Source organism: Comamonas testosteroni TK102 (genome assembly GCF_000739375.1).
Taxonomy (GTDB): Bacteria; Pseudomonadota; Gammaproteobacteria; order Burkholderiales; family Burkholderiaceae_C; genus Comamonas; species Comamonas brasiliensis.
The window spans coordinates 1,140,053-1,156,504 of record NZ_CP006704.1; the positions used below are offsets into that span (position 1 = coordinate 1,140,053).

Consider the following 16,452-nt stretch of genomic DNA (forward strand, 5'->3'; position numbering starts at 1 on the left):
TTTGCATTCTGCCGCCCCGCACTGCTGCGTCGCTGATTCCAGACTTCAGATTCAAACAGCCAGGGCCGGCGGCATGCCTGCCCCAAAAGGAAGTGACTGTATGACTGTGCCTTATGCAGAGGGAAGGAAGAGGGAGCAGGTCGCGCCGCTTTGGCGCGGGCTGCTGAAGGCGGGCCTGTTATGGGGTCTGGCGGCCACGGCGGCGCACGCCGTCGGGGTGCGCCAGTTCAGCCCGCAAGGCGATGTGAGCAAGGTGGGGCAGGTGGTGGTGCAGTTCGATGCGCCTGCCGTGCGCTTTGGCGACCCCAAGGCTGAGGCGCCGGTCAACCTGCAGTGCAGCAATGCCCAGGCCGCCAAGGGCACGGGGCGCTGGAACAGCGAAAAGGAATGGGTCTTCGACTTTGCCCAGAACCTGCCCGCAGGCGTGCGCTGCACGGCCCAGCTCAACCCGCAGTTCAAGAGCGTCTCGGGCGGGGCACTGACAGGCGCGGCCAGCTATCAGTTCCAGACCGGCGGCCCGCAGGTGGCCGGCATTGCGCCCGACACCTATGAAGAGGTGGACGAGCAGCAGTATTTCGCGCTGCGCCTGACGGGCGCAGCATCCGTCGACAGCCTCAAGCAGCGCGTCTGGTGTACCTCCGAAGGCGTGGGCGAGCGCATTCCCGTGCAGCTGATCGAGGGCAAGGACCGCGAGGCCGTGCTCAAGCAGCGCCACTGGGACAAGGATGCGGCCCGGAATCCGCAGAACTATGCGGTGCTGGCCTGTAACCGCCGCCTGACCTCGGGCAGCAAGATGACCCTGGTCTATGGCAAGGGCGTGGCCATGGCCAACGGCCTGGCGAGCAAGGACGAGCAGCGCTACGAGTACCAGGTGCGCCAGCCGTTCAGTGCCGACTTCAGCTGCGAGCGCGAGAACGCCAATGCCGCCTGCCTGCCGATCCGCCCCATGCGGCTGTCCTTCAGCGCGCCGGTGCCGCGCAAGCTGATCGAAGGCATACGCCTCAAGAGCGGTGCCTCGGCCGTGGCACCGATCATCGAGCAGAACGGCGACAAGCTGGCCGAGGATTCGCTGGTGGATAGCGTGACCTTCCCCGCCACCATGCAGCCGAACTCCAAGTATGTGGTGGAGCTGCCGCCGCAGTTCAAGGATGCCGCGGGTCGCACGCTGAGCAATGCCAATATGTTCCCGCTGGCCACGGCCACGGGCAATATGCCGCCGCTGGTGAAGTTTGCCGCTGCGCCCTTCGGCATCGTCGAGCGCTTTGCCGAAGGCCCCAAGGGCCCGGCGCTGCTGCCCGTGACGCTGCGCAATGTGGAGCCGCAGCTTCTGGGCAAGTCGCTGGACGCCAGCGTGGTGCGCACCAAGAAAGGCGGCTCGGATGCCGACATCATCGCCTGGCTCAAAAAGGTCGAGCGCTATGACAGCTATAGCGTGGAGCGCAAGCGCGCTGCGCGCGATGTGAAGGTGCTGCCACCGGTCATCAACGACGACAAGCACTGGGTGCAGACCCGCATGCTGTCGCTGCTGGACGGCCAGAGCCAGACCCAGACGCTGGAGCTGCCCAAGGCTGCCAGGAACGATCCGCGTCCCTTCGAGGTCGTCGGCATTCCGCTGAACCCGGGCTTCCAGGTGGTGGAGATTGCCTCGCCCATGCTGGGCCAGTCGCTGCTCGACGAGGGCTATGGCGCGGGCCGCACCATGTATGTGCGCACCTCGGTGCTGGTGACCAATCTGGCCGTGCACTTCAAGCTGGGCCGCGAAAACTCCGTGGCCTGGGTGACGACGCTGGACAAGGGCAAGGTGGTGCCTGGCGCCACGGTGCAGGTCTCGGACTGCAATGGCCAGGCCATCGCATCGGCCGTGAGCGACGCGCAAGGCATTGTGACCTTCAACGGCCTCAACCCCAATCCGCCCTCCTGCAGCAACGAAGACGGCTACTACCGCAGCAGTTCCTATTTCGTGAGTGCGCGGGCCAAGACCGATGCCGGTGAGGAGCTGGCTTTCGTCTGGAGCAACTGGAACAAGGGCATAGAGTCCTGGCGCTTCAATGTGCCGACCAGCTCCAGCAACAAGCGCGATGAAGTCGCGCATACGGTGTTTGACCGCATGCTGTTCCGTGCCGGCGAAACCGTGTCCATGAAGCACTTTCTGCGTGCCCTGACCGGGCCAGGCAAGAACTCCAAGGGCTTTGAGCAGACCCAGGACAAGCCCGACCGCCTGACCATCACCCATCTGGGCAGCGGCCAGCGCTTCACCCAGGTCCTGAGCTGGAATGCCAATGGCAGCGCGACCAGCGAGTTTCCCATCTCCAAGGCCGCTAAGCTGGGCGAATATGCGGTGGAGCTGGGCTATGCCAATGGCAGCGGCCGCCGCTCCAGCTTCAGCACCGGCATCTTCCGTGTCGAGGAGTTCCGACTGCCCGTGATGGAAGGTCGCGTGGGGCCTGCCGGCAAGGATCAGCTCTATGCGGTCAGCAGCGTGCCTGCCGAGGTGCAGATCAACTATGTCTCCGGCGGTGCCGCCGCCAATCTGCCGGTCAAGGTTTCGGCGCTGCTGCGTTCCAAGTCGCTCAATTTCGCGGACTGGGACGGCTTCAGCTTCAACCCGCCGCGCAGCGCCCAGGACATGGGCAGCAGTGACGACGAGGAAAGCACGGCGGCCGACGAGACCAAGGTGGTGGCCGACAAGCTGCCCGTGACGCTGGACAAGAACGGTCTGGGCAAGGTGAGCATCGACAAGCTGCCCAAGTCCGGCGAGCCGCGCGAGCTGCTGATGGAAGCGACCTACGCCGACCCGAACGGCGAGGTGCAGACCCTGCGCAGCACGCGCACCATCTGGCCTGCCGCCGTGGTGGCGGGCGTGCGCTCCGAGAACTGGATCTTGGTGGATCGCAAGCTGCGCTTCCAGGCGCTGACACTGGATACGGCGGGCAAGGCCCAGGCCGGAGTGCCGGTCAAGGTCGATGCCGTGGCGCGCATCACCACCTCCAGCCGCAAGCGACTGGTGGGCGGCTTCTACAGCTACGACAACCAGACCACGCTCAAGAATCTGGGCACCGTGTGCTCGGGCACCAGCGACAGCCATGGCCTGGTGCAATGCGAGGCCCAGCTGTCCCAGCCCGGCGAGGTGGAGCTGATCGTCAAGGCTGCCGACAAGGATGGCCGCAGCAGCCAGGCCGCGACCTCGGTGTGGGTCACGGGCCAGGGCGAGCTCTGGTTCGGTGGCGAAGACCATGACCGCATGGACGTGCTGTCCGAGCGCAAGAGCTATGAGCCTGGCGAGACCGCGCGCTTCCAGGTGCGCATGCCCTTCCGCCGTGCCACCGCGCTGGTGGCCGTGGAGCGCGAAGGTGTCGTCAGCACCCAGGTGGTGGAGCTGACAGGCGAGAACCCCACGGTGGACGTCAAGGTCGAAGACAACTGGGGTCCCAACGCCTATGTCAGCGTGCTTGCGCTGCGCGGCCGCCTGATGGAAGTGCCCTGGTACAGCTTCTTCACCTGGGGCTTCAAGTCGCCGCTGGAGTGGTGGCGTGCCTTCTGGAATGACGGCAAGGAATTCATCGCGCCGACCTCCATGGTGGATCTCTCCAAGCCTGCCTTCCGTTTCGGCATGTCCGAAATTCGCGTGGGCCTGAAGAGCAATACGCTGGACGTCAAGGTGTCCTCGGACAAGTCCAGCTACAAGGTGCGCGGCACGGCCAAGGTCACCATCAAGGCCACGCTGCCCGATGGCAAGCCCGCTGCAGGTGCCCATGTGGCACTGGCGGCGGTGGACCAGGCCTTGCTGGAGCTGATGCCCAACAGCAGCTGGAATCTGCTCGATGCCATGCTGACACGCCGCGAATGGGGCGTGCAGACGGCCACGGCCCAGATGGAGGTGATTGGCAGGCGCCACTATGGCAAGAAGGCCGTGCCTGCGGGCGGTGGCGGTGGCCGCAGCCCCACACGCGAGCTGCTCGACACCTTGCTGCTGTGGAAGCCCGATGTGGTGCTGGACGGCAACGGCATGGCCCTGATCGAGGTGCCGCTCAACGATGCCCTGACCACCTTCCAGGTGGTGGCCGTGGCCGATGCGGGCGTGAGCCTGTTCGGCACCGGCCAGGCGGCGATCCGCACCACGCAGGATCTGCAGATCATCAGCGGCCTGCCGCCGCTGGTGCGCGAGGACGATCAGTTCCGTGCCCAGGTCACGCTGCGCAACACCTCGGCCAAGGCCATGAAGGTGGAGGTCACGCCGCGCGCCACCATGCTGGAGCTCAAGGCCCAGACCGTGGAAATTCCCGCCGGCGAGGCGCGTGAAGTAGCCTGGGATGTGAAGGCTCCGGCCCAGCTCTCCGGCACACGTGCCGAAGCGCTGATCTGGGAGATTTCCGCGCGCGATACCGCTGGCGGCGCCGACGCTGCGCAGGATGCGCTCAAGATCAGCCAGCGCATCGTGCCCGCCGTGCCGCTGTCGGTGCAGCAGGCCACGCTGGTGCAGGTCAACGGCAGCTACAGCGTGCCCGTGAATCCGCCCGCCGACGCGCTGCCCGGCCGTGGCGGCCTGCAGATGTCGCTGGTGCCTAAGCTGACCGAAGGTCTGCCCGGCGTGCGCGACTGGTGGGCCCGCTACCCCTACTCCTGCCTGGAGCAGACCACCAGCAAGGCCGTTGGCATGAACAACGCCGAGCTGTGGGGCAGCACCATGGCCCAGCTGCCCAACTATCTGGACGGTGACGGCCTGGCCAACTACTTCCCGCCGCAGGACGGCTCGGCCAGCCGAGGCAGCGACACGCTGACTGCGCATCTGCTCAATATGTCGGCCATGGCACAGGGCGTTGACAAGCGCTTCGTGATCCCGGCCGCAGAGCGCGCACGCATGGAGGACGGTCTGATCGCGTTTGTGGAAGGCCGCATCCAGCGCAACTTCTGGAGCCCGCGCAAGGATCTGGAAATGCGCAAGCTGGCCGCCATCAGCGCGCTTGCACTGTCAGGCAAGGCCACGCCGCGCATGCTGGACAGCATCAATGCCACGCCCAACCAGTGGCCCACGCACACGGTCATCGACTGGGTGATGCTGCTGCAACGCATGAGCGATGCGCCGCAGCGCGATGAGCGCCTGGCCCAGGCCATGCAGATCCTGCGCGCCCGTCTGACCTTCAACGGCACGCGTGCCGGCTTCTCGACCGATCAGGACGATGGCTGGTGGTGGCTGATGCAGGGCCCGGACGTGAATCTGGCGCGCCTGATTCTGGCGACCATCAACGATCCTGCCTGGACCGAGGACATGCCGCGTCTGGTCAGCGGCTTCATCGCGCGCCAGCAGGCCGGTGCCTGGAACACGACCACGGCCAACCTCTGGGGCGCTCTGGCGCTGCGCCGCTTCTCGCAGAAGTTCGAGTCCGAGCCCGTGGCCGGCAGCACCGTGGCCAGCATGAACGGCAACGAGGCCAAGGTGAACTGGGCCGATGTCAGGCGCGCCACTGCCGAGGATGCGCAGGGCTCTGCCCATGCCAACAGCGTCTTCGGTGAACCCGTGCGCGCCGGCGGCCTGATGAACAACACCATGTTCATGCCCTGGGCCAAGGCCGGCAAGGGTCAGCTCAGCGTGACGCAGCAAGGCACGGGCAAGCCCTGGCTGACCGTGCAGTCCGTGGCGGCCGTGGCCCTCAAGGCGCCGTTCAGCGCAGGCTACACCATCAAGAAGACCGTCACGCCCGTGGAGCAGGCGGACAAGGGTCTGTTTGGTGGCGGCCAGTACACGCGCGGCGATGTGCTGCGCGTGACGCTGGAAGTGCAGGCCAAGACCGATATGACCTGGGTGGCCATCACCGATCCCGTCCCCACGGGGGCGACCATTCTGGGCGGCGGCCTGGGCCGTGATTCGGAGATCGCGTCCAAGGGCGAGAAGCAGGAGGGAGCCGGCTGGCTGGCCTACGAGGAGCGCAGCTTCGAGTCCTACCGTGCCTACTACCAGTACCTGCCCGCAGGGACGACCAAGGTCGAATACACCGTGCGCCTGAACAATGCCGGTGAGTTTGCCCTGCCGCCCACGCGTGCCGAAGCGCTGTATGCGCCCGAGATGTTTGGCGAGATTCCCAATGCCAAGCTCAAGGTGGTGATGCCCAAGTAAGCCCTCTGCGGTTTCTCGGCCCGACGCCAAGCCCCGGTCTGCGCCTGCAGCCGGGGCTTTTTCATGTATTGGTGCTATGGATACAGAAGCTGCATTCGCCTTTGAAAACGATGATTCAAAGGTATTTCTATCTGAAATCAATGAATAGGGGACGATGGCAGCTCCTGTTTTTGAAAATTCCGGGATGACACGCGGTTTTCATCCAGTCTTTCTAGACTGGCGCGATGTCTTTGATCGAGCTGGAGAACGTCGCCAAATCCTGGGGTGACGCCACGGCCCTGCATGCCGTGAATCTGCGCATTGAACCAGGCTCGTTCTGCGTCCTGCTCGGTCCTTCGGGCTGCGGAAAATCCACCACCTTGCGCATGATTGCCGGGCTGGACATGCCCACTTCGGGGTCGGTGCGCATCGATGGTCGCGACGTCACCCATCTGCCGCCTGCGCAGCGCGGCATTGCCATGGTGTTCCAGAACTATGCGCTGTTCCCGCATCTGAGCGTGGCCGACAACATCCAGTTCGGTCTGCAGGTGCGCAAGGTTGGCAGGGCCGAGCGCAGGCAGCGTCTTGAGCAAACGGCCGAGCTGCTGGGGCTGACGCCATTGCTGGACCGTCGGCCAGCCCAGCTCTCGGGCGGCCAGCAGCAGCGCGTGGCACTGGGCCGTGCGCTGGTGGCGCAGGCCAGGGTCTGCCTGATGGACGAGCCGCTGTCCAATCTCGATGCCCAGTTGCGCCAGGAAATGCGCACCGAGCTGCGCGAGCTGCAGCAGCGTCTGGGTCTCACGGTGGTCTATGTGACCCACGATCAGGCCGAGGCCATGAGCATGGCCGATCAGGTGGTGCTGCTCAACAAGGGCCTGGTGGAACAGGCCGCCGGGCCGCGTGAAATCTATGCCCGGCCCGCAACCACGTTTGCCGCGCGCTTTATCGGCACACCCGCCATGAACATCGTTGCCCTGCAAGGCAACCGGATTGCCGGCAGCGATGTGGTCGCGGCCCCGGATCTGGTGGCGGGCGGCGCCTATCCGCAGGCACTGGGCGTGCGGCCCGAGTTGATTGCCGTGGCACGCGATGCCGATGGCGCCGTCGCGGGCGATGGCAAGCGCATTGCGGCCACCGTGCAGGGCTTTGAATATCTGGGCGCCGATCTGGTGCTGCGCTGCCGGGTGGGCAGCGAGCTGCTGACGGCGCGTGTGCCCGGCCATGCCCATGCCGACCTGCGGCCCGGGCAGGCCGTGTTCCTGTGCTGGCCGCAGCAGGCTGCGCACTGGTTCGATGCGCAGGGCGGGCGCATTCATGTGTGCGGGCAGGCGGTGGAATCCGCCCGCTCCTTGCTGGCCGCAGCCTGAGTCGCCAGCGTTTTTCATTGTCTGCAAATCCCGAGGAGAGATTCCCATGCGTCGTCAAACCTTTGTTCACGGCCTGTTCGCCGCTGCCGCCGGCCTTGGCCTGGCGGGCAATGCTCTTGCACAGTCCCCGCTGGAAGTGCCTTTCTATTACCCCGTGGCCGTGGGAGGCCCCATCACCAAGGTGATCGATGGCTATGCGGCGGACTTCAACAAGGCGCATCCGCAGTACAAGCTCACGCCCATCTATGCGGGCACCTATCAGGAAACCATCGTCAAGGCATTGACGGCGCACAAGGCGGGCAAGGCGCCTGCGACCTCGGTGCTGCTGTCCACCGATATGTTCACGCTGATGGACGAGGGCGCGATTGCGCCCATTGACGACTTCGTGAAGACCGATGCCGACAAGGCCTGGCTCAAGGGCTTCTACCCGGCCTTCATGGCCAACAGCCAGACCGGTGGCAAGACCTGGGGCGTGCCCTTTCAGCGCTCCACCGTGGTGATGTACTACAACAAGGAAGCTTTCAAGGAGGCCGGCCTGAACCCCGACAAGGCGCCCCAGAACTGGAAGGAGCTCAGGGAGGCCGCCCACAAGCTGACCAAGAAGGACGCCAGCGGCAAGGTCGTGCAATACGGCATCCAGATTCCGTCCACCGGCTTTGGCTACTGGATGCTGCAGACCCTGACCACGCCCAATGATGTGCTGCTGGCCAACGAGTCCGGCACCCGCGTCACGCTCAACAACCCCAAGGTGGTGGGAGCGCTGAACTTCTGGGTAAGTCTCGTCAGGGACGGCGTGCATCCGGCCGGCGTGGTGGAGTGGGGCACGACGCCCAGGGACTTCATGGAAAAGAAGGCTGTCATCATCGTGACGACCACGGGCAATCTCACCAATATCCGCGCCAATGCCAAGTTCGACTTCGGCGTGGGCCAGATCGCCGGCAATGTCCGCAAGGGATCGCCCACGGGCGGGGGCAATTTCTACATCTTCAAGAACGCGCCCAGGGAGCAGCAGCAGGCTGCATTCGAGTTTGCCAAATGGGTGACCCAGCCCGAGCGTGCAGCGCAGTGGAGCATGGACAGCGGCTATGTGGCGGTCTCGCCAGCGGCTTACGAGACGCCCGTACTCAAGAAGTACGGCCAGGAATTTCCCCAGGCCCTGGTGGCGCGCGATCAACTGCCCGTGTCGGTGGCCGAATATTCCACCCATGAGAACCAGCGCGTGACCAAGGTGCTCAACGATGCGATCCAGGCGGCCCTGAACGGCACCAAGACCGCAGCCCAGGCCATGGACGATGCGCAGAAGGAGTCCGACCGCATTCTGCGTCGCTACCAGTAATGAGCAGTCCGGCGCTTGACACCGGCAGTGGCGCCATGGCGGCGCCCCTGTCATCCAGGGCCGCCCGCAGGCTGGCGCAGGCCGCGGCACGCCAGCAGGCCGTGCATGCCTGGCTGCTGCTCATGCCGGCGCTGGTGCTGCTGCTGGGCTTTACGCACTGGCCGGCCTTGTCCACCCTGATCGACAGCCTGCATGCCACGGCGCGTGGCGGCCAGTCCGGCGAATGGGTGGGACTGGAAAACTATGCGCTCATGGTCGACGACCCCGTGTTCTGGCAGGCCGTGCGCAACAACCTCTGGTTTGCCGCTGCCACCATTCCGCTGTCCATGGGGCTGGCCTTGCTGATGGCGCTGTGGGTCAACGAGAAGCTCGCGGGGCGGGCCTGGCTGCGCATGGCGTATTTCACGCCCACGGTGCTGCCCATGATTGCCGTTGCCAATATCTGGCTGTTCTTCTACACGCCGCAGTACGGACTGCTGGAGCAGGTGCGCGGCGCACTGGGCCTGGACGCGCACAACTGGCTGGGCGATCCTTCCACGGCCCTGGCCTGCATCACGCTGGTGGCCGTGTGGAAGGAGGCCGGCTTTTTCATGATCTTCTATCTGGCCGCGCTGCAGACGCTCAATCCCAGCCTCAAGGAGGCGGCGGCCATCGAAGGCGCATCGCGCTGGTATTTCCTGCGCCGCGTGCAGTGGCCGCTGCTCATGCCGACCACGCTTTTCATTCTGGTCAACGCCGTGATCAATGCCTTCCGGCTGGTGGACCATGTGTTCATTCTCACGCGCGGCGGGCCGGACAATGCCTCCACGCTGCTGCTCTATCACCTCTACGAAGTGGGCTTCAAATTCTGGGATACCGGCTATGCCGCGGCCATCACCGTGGTGCTGGTCACGGTGCTGGCTGCCGTGGCGCTGTTGCAGTTCTTCGTGCTCGACAAGAAGGTGCACTATCAATGACCGCTGCTGCATTTCTGTCAGGGCGCAGCAGCGCCGGGACGGACCGGGGCCTGAGCTTTCATGGCACTTCATGGCTGGACACCCTGGCCGCCTGGACGCTGGCGCTGCTGTGGCTGCTGCCGCTGGCCTATGCGGTCTGGACGGCGTTTCACCCGTCCGATGCGTCCACGCGCCTGGATCTGTCCGCGCCCTGGACGCTGCAGAACTTCCGCCATGCCTGGGAAGCCGCGCCGTTTGCGCGCTATTTCCTCAACACCATCTTGCTGGTGGCCATGATTCTGGTGGTGCAGCTGCTGCTGTCCACGCTGGCTGCGTTTGCCTTTGCGCGCTTGCGCTTTCGCGGCAGCAATGTGGCGTTTGCGCTGGTGCTGGTACAGCTGATGATCATGCCGGACATTCTGCTGGTGGCGAACTATCAGACCATGTCCAGGCTGGGCGCGGTCGATACCCTGGTGGGCATGGGGCTGCCGTATTTTGCCTCGGCCTTTGCCATCTTCCTGCTGCGCCAGACCTTTATGGGCATACCCCGCGAGCTGGACGAGGCCGCGCGCGTGGAAGGTGCGAGCACGCTGCAGATTCTCTGGCGTGTCTACGTTCCGCTGGCCAGGCCGGTCTACACCGCGTTTGCGCTGGTTTCGGTGAGCTTTCACTGGAACAATTTCCTCTGGCCGCTGATCATCACCAACAGCGTGCAGGCGCGTCCGCTCACCGTGGGCCTGCAGGTTTTCTCCAGCGTGGAATCGGGCGTGGAATGGTCGACCATCTGCGCTGCCACGCTGATGACTTCGGGGCCGCTGCTGCTTGCCTTCCTCATCTTCCAGCGCCAGTTCGTGCAGAGCTTCATGCGCGCGGGCATCAAGTGAACGGGATACAGTCAGACTCTTTGAGGAGCTGACGATGCCCGGTCCCGCTGCTGCTGGTGTGCTGATCTATGCCAAGGACTTCCAGGCCCTGGCGCGCTTTTACGAGCAGGTGCTGGACATGCAGCGGCTGCATGAGGATGAGCACATCATCGTGCTGGAATCCGCGGCCCTGCAGCTGCTGATTCACGCCCTGCCTGCCGAGATCGCGGCGCGGGTCCAGGTCGGCAAGCCGCCGCAGCGCCGTGCCGATGTGGCACTCAAGTTCTTCGTCACCGTGCCCGCGATCGCCGAGGCCGCAAGCGTCGCGCAGGCGCTGGGCGGCCAGGTGTTCGACGAGCGCTGGCAAGGCCCCGGCTTTGCGGTCTGCAATGCCATGGACAGCGAAGGCAATGTGTTTCAGCTGCGCGAGACCCTGGCCTGATCGGCTGCTCTGAAAATAGCCGCTGCCAGCACTGCGCAGGCAGGCGCTGCAGTCTTTTTCGATGTGGAAAGAAGCGACAAGATGAATATCCTGAGCTGGAATGTGCAATGGTGCTGTGGCATGGATGGACAGGTCAGTGTGGAGCGCATCGTGCGCCACGCGCTGCAAATGGGCGAGCAGGCCGGCGGACTGGATGTGCTGTGCCTGCAGGAGATCGCCGTCAACTACCCCGATCTGCAGGGCCATCCCGGCGACCAGCCGGCCGAGTTGAAGGCGCTGCTGCCGGGCTGGCAGATTGTCTTTGGTGCCTCGGTCGACGAGTTCACCTCCCGGGGACATCAGAGCTTCGGCAATCTGGTCGCCACGCGCCTGCCGCTGCTGCAGCTGCAGCACCATCCGCTGCCCATGCCGGCCGATGCCGATGTGCGCTGCATGCAGCGCATGTGCTCGGTGGTCACGGTCGCTGACGCGGCACTGGGGCCGGTACGCATCATGACCACGCACCTCGAGTATTTTTCGAAGCGCCAGCGCATGGCCCAGGCCGGCGCCCTGCGCGACCTGCAGATGCAGGCCTGCGCACTGGCCGATGCCCCGCCGCAGCCGGCCAGCGACGGCTCGCCCTACCAGACCAAGCCGCATACCCGCCATGCCGTGCTTTGCGGGGACTTCAACTTCGAGCCGCACGAGCCCGAATATGCCGTCCTGTCTGCCCCGTGGGCGGCCGGTGAACAGGGCTGTCTGCAGGCCGGCCAGTGGCGCAATAGCTGGGATCTGCTGCACCCTGGCCAGCCGCAGCCACCCACCTTCAGACTGGTGGACCGGACCTGGGGCGCCGAGCCCGGAGCCTGCGATCTGCTGTGGGTGAGCGACAGCCTGTGCCAGCATGTGCAGGCCTGGCGTGTGGACAGCACCACAGAGGCGTCCGATCACCAGCCGGTGATGTTGACGCTGGGCTGAACTTGTTTTGGAACGTGTTTATGATCTCTACGCAGCCGCGTTGGAGCGCAATCGGGATGAGTTCGAAGCGATGGCTTGCCGCTTGCACCGGGGTGCAAGCAAGAGTCAGCGCACAGAAATCGTCCGATTTCGCTCCAACCCTTCGGGACAGTGTCTTTGCGGGCGGTCTGCGGCGTTGCGAATCCTCGCAATAGCAGAGCTATTGCTGCGGTATCGCGCCTTGCATCCCATCCCGCAAAGCCCTCTGTCGCGGCGCGAGGAGATCGTAAACACGTTCTAAGGGTCGGAGCTGGATTCGAGAGACCTGCTGCTGCGCAAGTCGCAGTGATGTGGAACCCTGAAAGAGAGGAGTCTTCATGCCTGTAGAAATTCCGTCCATGTCCATCATGCTGCACCGTAGCTGGTGGGTGCTGTTGCTGCGCGGTGCCGCCGCCATCATTTTCGGCGTGCTGACCTGGATGCAGCCCGCAGCATCCGCGGCCGCACTGGTGCTGGTGTTCGGCGCCTATGTGTTTGTCGATGGCCTGCTGGGCATCTACACCGCCATCAAGAGCCGCCAACAGTCGCGTCACTGGTGGTTGGTTCTGCTGTGGGGGCTGACGGGTGTGGTGGTGGGGGTGCTCACGGTCATCAACCCGGCGATCACCGCATTGGTGCTGACCATCTATATCGGTGTCTGGGCTCTGATGACCGGTGTGCTGCAGATCGTCGCAGCGCTGCGTTTGCGCAGGGAAATTCAGGGCGAATGGCTGCTGGTGCTCGGCGGGCTGCTATCGGTGCTCTTCGGCATCTTCGTGCTGATGCAGCCCGGCGCGGGCATGATGGCCATGCTGTGGGTGCTGGCGACCTATGCCGTGATCTTCGGCGTGCTGATGGTGATACTGGCGTTCAAGATCAAGAAGTTCACGGCCTGAGAACGTAAACTCGTTCCGAGAGGCAGTGACTTCGGGAGAAAGCGGCTTGCAGAAGCCGCTTTTTTGTTGCCGCTTGTCTGAGCAGTCTGTTCGCCGGGCCATCTTTGGGACAATGCCTGCTGACTTCCAACAGCGCACAACGACATGGAACAAGGCATGCAGCGGTATTTCCAGCCCCCGAGAGTGAAACAGTCCTGGCGGGCCGTCGGCATGACGGCCGCCTTGTGGCTGGGTCTTGCCTCCAGCAGCCATGCCGTGCCCAGCTACGACGAGGTGCGCAGCGAGCATCGCTCCTCGGAGACCCTGCTGCTGTCGCGCGAGGGCGAGCTGCTGCAGCGCCTGCGCACTGACAGCACGGTGCGCCGCGGGCCCTGGGTGGCACTGGCCGATGTCTCGCCGGCGCTGCGCACCGCCCTGGTGCTCAGCGAGGACAGGCGTTTCTACGAGCATAGCGGCGTGGACTGGGCTGCCGTCACCGCCGCCGCCTGGGGCAATCTCTGGAACACGCGCACGCGCGGCGCGAGCACCATCACCATGCAGCTCGCAGGTCTGCTCGACGGCGACTGGCGTCAGGGACCGGGTGGGCGCAGCGTGGTGCAGAAAGTGGGGCAGGCCGTGGCCGCCCAGGTGCTGGACAGGCGCTGGCGCAAGGACCAGATTCTCGAGGCCTATCTGAATATGGTGCCGTTTCGCGGCGAGATCGTGGGCATCGACGCGCTGTCGCAAAGCCTGTATGGCAAGGCAGCCCATGGGCTGGATGCGCGCGAGGCGGCCATTGCCGCGGCCCTGGTGCGTGCGCCCAATGCGTCGGTGGAGCGCGTCGCCCAGCGTGCCTGCGGCGTGCTGCAGGTGATGGTGCCCGACGATGTGGCGGCCAAGGATTGCTCGGCCATGCAGCTCTATACCTCCAGCGTGCTGCAGCGGCGCCAATGGCTGGCCAGCGAGGGTGTGGCTCCGCATTTTGCGCGGCGCTGGCTGGCGCTGCCGCAGAACCGGGGGCACGAGCAGGTGCGCTCGACCTTGAACGCTGCCTTGCAGCGCTTTGCCGTGGCCAGCCTGCAGCAGCATCTGCGCGAGCTGCAGGGCCGCAATGTGGAAGATGGTGCGGCCGTGGTGCTGGACAACCGCAGCGGCGAGATTCTGGCCTGGGTGGGCTCCTCGGGCACGCTGAGCCAGGCATCCGAGGTCGATGGCGTCACCGCTTTGCGCCAGCCCGGCTCCACGCTCAAGCCCTTTCTCTATGCGCAGGCGATGGCCGAAAAGCGCATCACGGCCGCCTCGCTGATCGAGGATTCGTCGGCCCATATCCCCACGCAGAACGGCCTCTACATTCCGCAGAACTACGACCGGCGCTTCAAGGGCTGGGTGTCGGCGCGCACGGCGCTGGCGTCCTCGCTCAATGTGCCGGCAGTGCGCACGCTGGTCATGGTCACGCCCGATGCGTTTTTCGAGCAACTCAAGAAGCTGGGCCTGCCGCTGCGTGAAAGCGGCGGCTACTATGGCTTCAGCCTGGCGCTGGGCAGCAGCGAGGTCGCGCTGCTCAATCTGACCAATGCCTACAGGGCGCTGGGCAATGGCGGTCAATACCGCCCCGTGAGCTGGGCCTTGCCCCGGACAGACAGCCGCAGATCCGGCGATGCAGCGCCGGGCAGCGAGGCACCGCTGCAGGCACTGGATGCGCGGGCCGCCTTCATCGTCGGCGACATTCTTTCCGACAATATGGCGCGGGCCCCGACCTTCGGTACCGACAGCGTGCTGGCCACGCGCTTCTGGACGGCCGTGAAAACCGGCACCAGCAAGGATATGCGCGACAACTGGGCCGTAGGCTGGTCCGAGCGTTACACCGTGGGCGTCTGGGTCGGCAATGCTGGTGGCGAAGCCATGCATTCCGTGAGCGGCACCAGCGGCGCAGCGCCCATCTGGGCCGAGATCATGGGCTTCCTGCATCGCAATGTGTCCAGTCATGCACCCCGGCCACCCGCTGGCGTGCTGCAGCAACAAGTGCAGTTTGGCGCGCTGGCCAGTGGCGGCACGCCCATCGAAAGCGCGCGTGGCGAATGGTTTGTGGAAGGCACGCAGCAGTCGCTGTTTGCCATGGATCACGTGGCGGGCAGTGCAGAGCAGAAAAGCCTGGCCAGGCAAAAAGGCAGCAAGTCCGGCAGCGCTGCGGCTGCGGCCGCTGTGCGTATCTCGCGCCCGGCCAATGGCACGATTCTGGCGCTGGACCCCGATATTCCACCCGACAGCCAGCGCGTGCAATTGGTGGCGCGTCAGGCCGGTATGGCGGCCGAGCAGGACTGGCGTGACGGCAGCTTGCGCTGGCGGCTGGTAACCCGGCAGTACGGCCCGCCTGCGGCTGCCGACAAGAATGCGCAACCCGTGATGCGGGAAGTGCAGCGCGAGCTGGGGCGTGGCAGTCAGCTGGGCTGGCTGCCCTGGCCGGGGCGCCACAAGCTGGAGCTGCTCGATGCCTCCGGCAAGGTGCTGGACAGCATCGCGCTGGAAGTGCGCGGCGCCGGTGCCCTGGTGGCCGGGCCGGAGCAGATCCAGAGCCAGCGCCGGCGCTGAATGCCGGCCGGTCAACCGGTCAACCGGTCAGGCGCTCGGTTGCCGGAATCGAACTGCGCTACCAGAAAGTCCAGCAGCGCCCGCAGCTTGGGCGTCATATGCTGGCGTGACGGATAAATGGCATAGAGCGCGGTCTGCACCGTGCTCCAGTCTTCCAGGGCGGCCTGCAACCGGCCCGTGCGCAGGTCTTCCTCGACATAGGGCAGCGGGATCAGGCTGACGCCAAAGCCCGCGCGCAATGCATCGCGCACCGCCAGGCTTGAGGACACCGAGTAGCGCGCATTGACCGCCACGCGCTCCATGCGCCCGCCTTGCTCAAATTCCCAGACATCTGCATGGCCGGAGAGGCTGAAGCGTATGTGCTCGAGGCCGCTGAGGTCGGCAGGCGTGTGCGGGCGGCCGCGCTTCTCGAAATAGCCGGGCGCGGCGCACAGTACATGCGGCATCGAGGTCAATGGTCGCGCAATCAGCGAGGAGTCCTCGAGCCGGTCACTGCCGCGTATGGCCAGATCGAAGCCTTCACGCACGATATCTACGCGTCTGTCGTCCAGGTGCAGGTCCAGCTGCAGCTCGGGGTGGCGCTCCAGGAAGGCGGGGAGGGCGCAAGAGATCTGCGTCAGCGTGAATGTCATGGGCGCGCTGACCTTGAGCAGGCCGCTGGGCGCAGCCTTGAACGGGCATAGTGCCGAGTCTGCATCGGCCAGCGCATCGAGCGCCCGCGTGACATGTTCGAGATACAGGCGGCCTTCTTCCGTCAGCGCCATGCGCCGCGTGGTGCGCTGAATGAGGCGCGTGCCCACATGGGCCTCCAGCTCGGCGATGTTCTTGCTGATCGCAGCCGGCGACAGGCCCAGGCTGCGGCCCGCCTCGGCAAAGCTGCCGCGCTGCGCGATGCGATGAAAGACTTGCAAGGCGGTCAGTCGGTCCATGTAATTCTTCTCTGCTGGTGAATGGTCTATTTTGATAAACGCCAATTATC

At 65.1% G+C, this 16,452-nt stretch carries 10 protein-coding genes; 9 read left to right on the top strand and 1 reads right to left on the bottom strand.

The features are described 5' to 3' along the window. Window positions 1-100: 100 nt before the first annotated feature. From O987_RS05140 to pbpC, 9 genes are all read left to right on the top strand, one after another. Window positions 101-6,112, top strand: a complete 6,012-nt coding sequence (locus O987_RS05140) for an alpha-2-macroglobulin family protein (RefSeq protein ID WP_043371029.1) — start codon at window positions 101-103, stop codon at window positions 6,110-6,112. Window positions 6,113-6,336: 224 nt separating this feature from the next. Next, window positions 6,337-7,458 carry an ABC transporter ATP-binding protein gene (locus O987_RS05145; RefSeq protein ID WP_043371030.1) on the top strand — a complete coding sequence of 374 codons (1,122 nt, stop codon included), beginning with the start codon at window positions 6,337-6,339 and terminating at the stop codon, window positions 7,456-7,458. Window positions 7,459-7,504: 46 nt separating this feature from the next. Continuing rightward, a complete protein-coding gene (locus tag O987_RS05150) occupies window positions 7,505-8,794 on the top strand; it encodes an ABC transporter substrate-binding protein (protein ID WP_043371032.1) in 1,290 nt (429 codons plus the stop codon). Between the two features lie 35 nt (window positions 8,795-8,829). Next, on the top strand, window positions 8,830-9,750 hold the full coding sequence (locus O987_RS05155; protein ID WP_050785878.1) for a carbohydrate ABC transporter permease: 921 nt from the start codon (window positions 8,830-8,832) through the stop codon (window positions 9,748-9,750). Further along, window positions 9,747-10,613: a carbohydrate ABC transporter permease gene (locus O987_RS05160; RefSeq protein WP_003058139.1), complete on the top strand. Its 867-nt coding sequence runs from the start codon at window positions 9,747-9,749 to the stop codon at window positions 10,611-10,613. The genes O987_RS05155 and O987_RS05160 overlap by 4 nt, the downstream gene beginning before the upstream one ends. Window positions 10,614-10,647: 34 nt before the next feature. Continuing rightward, window positions 10,648-11,034 (top strand): VOC family protein, encoded by a 387-nt coding sequence (locus O987_RS05165; RefSeq protein WP_003058136.1) that lies wholly within the window; start codon window positions 10,648-10,650, stop codon window positions 11,032-11,034. A gap of 81 nt (window positions 11,035-11,115) precedes the next feature. Further along, window positions 11,116-11,991: an endonuclease/exonuclease/phosphatase family protein gene (locus O987_RS05170; protein WP_043371034.1), complete on the top strand. Its 876-nt coding sequence runs from the start codon at window positions 11,116-11,118 to the stop codon at window positions 11,989-11,991. Between the two features lie 356 nt (window positions 11,992-12,347). Next, the gene (locus O987_RS05175; RefSeq protein WP_043371036.1) at window positions 12,348-12,905 is read left to right on the top strand and encodes an HdeD family acid-resistance protein; all 558 of its coding nucleotides are present in this window, start codon (window positions 12,348-12,350) and stop codon (window positions 12,903-12,905) included. Between the two features lie 156 nt (window positions 12,906-13,061). After that, the gene (pbpC, locus tag O987_RS05180; RefSeq protein WP_043376116.1) at window positions 13,062-15,473 is read left to right on the top strand and encodes a penicillin-binding protein 1C; all 2,412 of its coding nucleotides are present in this window, start codon (window positions 13,062-13,064) and stop codon (window positions 15,471-15,473) included. Window positions 15,474-15,484: 11 nt separating this feature from the next. On the opposite strand, the gene O987_RS05185 is transcribed toward pbpC, so the two are convergent. Beyond that, window positions 15,485-16,402: a LysR family transcriptional regulator gene (locus tag O987_RS05185; RefSeq protein WP_003058129.1), complete on the bottom strand. Its 918-nt coding sequence runs from the start codon at window positions 16,400-16,402 to the stop codon at window positions 15,485-15,487. Between the last annotated feature and the right edge of the window lie 50 nt (window positions 16,403-16,452).

Bases quoted from the DNA above. Each gene is read 5' to 3' on its own strand.
- O987_RS05145 (WP_043371030.1), top strand. From the start codon at position 6,337: ATGTCTTTGATCGAGCTGGAGAACGTCGCCAAATCCTGGGGTGACGCC.
- O987_RS05140 (WP_043371029.1), top strand. From the start codon at position 101: ATGACTGTGCCTTATGCAGAGGGAAGGAAGAGGGAGCAGGTCGCGCCG.
- O987_RS05175 (WP_043371036.1), top strand. From the start codon at position 12,348: ATGCCTGTAGAAATTCCGTCCATGTCCATCATGCTGCACCGTAGCTGG.
- O987_RS05150 (WP_043371032.1), top strand. From the start codon at position 7,505: ATGCGTCGTCAAACCTTTGTTCACGGCCTGTTCGCCGCTGCCGCCGGC.
- O987_RS05170 (WP_043371034.1), top strand. From the start codon at position 11,116: ATGAATATCCTGAGCTGGAATGTGCAATGGTGCTGTGGCATGGATGGA.
- pbpC (WP_043376116.1), top strand. From the start codon at position 13,062: ATGCAGCGGTATTTCCAGCCCCCGAGAGTGAAACAGTCCTGGCGGGCC.
- O987_RS05155 (WP_050785878.1), top strand. From the start codon at position 8,830: ATGGCGGCGCCCCTGTCATCCAGGGCCGCCCGCAGGCTGGCGCAGGCC.
- O987_RS05165 (WP_003058136.1), top strand. From the start codon at position 10,648: ATGCCCGGTCCCGCTGCTGCTGGTGTGCTGATCTATGCCAAGGACTTC.
- O987_RS05160 (WP_003058139.1), top strand. From the start codon at position 9,747: ATGACCGCTGCTGCATTTCTGTCAGGGCGCAGCAGCGCCGGGACGGAC.
- O987_RS05185 (WP_003058129.1), bottom strand. From the start codon at position 16,402: ATGGACCGACTGACCGCCTTGCAAGTCTTTCATCGCATCGCGCAGCGC.